Here is a 1,691-nt window from a genome sequence, read left to right on the forward strand (position 1 = left end):
CCCCCAGCCAGTCGCTGCCGGCGGCGTAGCTGTCGGCGGCGGCCAGCTGCTTGTGCAGGTCCAGCCGCTGCGGCCACTCGGCGCCGAGGATGGAGGCGATGTTGATGATGCTGCCGCCGGGCACGATGCGCGGCAGCAACGCCTGGCTGAGGTGGCGCAGGCCCAGGTAGTTGACCTTCGCCACCACGTCCACTGGCGCGGTGCCGGGCACGCCGGCGATGTTGGCCAGCGCATCGATGCGCTCGGGCAGCTGCGCCACCAGCGCGTCGATCGAGGCCGGGTCGCCCAGATCGGCCTGGTGGAAGCCGTGCAGGGTCATGTTGACCGGCTGGCGGTCGATGCCGATCACGGTGGCGCCGTGGAAGCGCGCCAGGCGCGCGACCTCGGCGCCGATGCCGGAGGCTACGCCGGTGACGAGGATTGTCTTGTTGTGCAGGTTCATGGCAGCGCGTGTCCGTTGCGAAGTTGGTCAGAAGACGTGGATGTACTGGACGTTGACGTTGTGGCCGGAGGGCGCGTTCTTGACCTCCACCGGCATGTAGAAGTTGGCGTTGAAGATGTTCTTCTGGTCGATCCGCCAGGACAGGCCGGGGCCCAGGTAGAACTGGGTCTGCTTGCTGTCGGCGACGCGTTCGCCATTGGTGCGGTTGTCGCGCAACTGCTTGAGGTAGTAGCCGTTGATACCCAGGTGCAGGTCCTTGACCACTTCCAGCGAACTGGCGAAGTTGAGCCAGGCGGCGTCGCCGGCCTGGCCGTTGCGGAACACGAAGCCGTCGCCCTGCGGCACGTTGGAGGCCTTGTCGGCGCGGAAGTTGTAAATGTAGTTAAGCCGTCCGCTGATTTCCCAGCGCGGCGTGGGCAGGATGCTGAAGGCCCAGCTCGGCAGCACCGACCAGTAGCCCGCGCCCTGGTTGACGTCGCGGTTGCGGTCGAACTTGCCGATCGGCGCCAGCACATCCAGTTCGAAGCGTTGCGAGAACACCGGGCGGCCATTGCGGATCACCGGTGCCATCTGCAGGTAGGGGCCGATGGTCAGGTCGCCCAGGCCGGCGCCGTTGTCGCGCAGCGCCACCGGGCTGTCGTACGCGAACGACGTATCCAGATCGACCAGCGCCGCCAGTGCGGTGATGCCGAGGGAGCCGCCGAACAGCTTGTAGTCGCTGAGGTAGGCGACCTGGGTCACCCACACCGAGGAGCCGATGTGCGGATCGCGAAACACCGGCACGTCGTCGCCGTGCGCGTCCTTGATCGCGTCGAAGTCGTAGCGGCGCAGGTACTGGATCGCGGTCCAGCCCGGGTTGGGCTTGCTGAAACCGTCGAAGAAACTGGTGCCGCCGGTATTGATACCGGTCGGCAGGGTGGCGCTCTGCGGCACCGATTGCGCGGCCGCCGGGGCGACCCAGGCGATGGCCAGCACGACGAGCAGAGACAGGCGCGCACGGGCACGCGGCGACGAGGGGACACGGTAGCGGACACGCTTCACGGGCAGGCACTCCAAGCGAAAGGGGAACGGCGGGGTGCGGGGGGACAGGAACGCGAACACGCAGCGCGCGCAGGGCGCGACCACGCGGCGACGCGCGCCGTCAGCGGGACGCTGGCGGCGGGTCGGGAATCAGCGAGAAAGAAGGGCGGACGGCAAGAACCAGCCGCGCCGCAGGGGGCCGCTACAGGCGGTCGAGCGCGTCCAGCCG

General features: G+C 68.3%; 2 protein-coding genes. Both read right to left on the bottom strand.

The window, feature by feature from the left end; all coding sequences use genetic code 11:
• The coding region (locus D180_RS08350) for an SDR family NAD(P)-dependent oxidoreductase (RefSeq protein WP_017912438.1) at positions 1 to 442 on the bottom strand (442 nt) is incomplete at its 3' end.
• Between the two features lie 27 nt (positions 443 to 469).
• A complete protein-coding gene (locus D180_RS08355; RefSeq protein ID WP_232760401.1) occupies positions 470 to 1,426 on the bottom strand; it encodes a transporter in 957 nt (318 codons plus the stop codon).
• Between the last annotated feature and the right edge of the window lie 265 nt (positions 1,427 to 1,691).

Origin of the sequence: Xanthomonas sp. SHU 166 (assembly GCF_000364685.1) — a bacterium.
Lineage (GTDB): Bacteria > Pseudomonadota > Gammaproteobacteria > Xanthomonadales > Xanthomonadaceae > Xanthomonas_A > Xanthomonas_A sontii.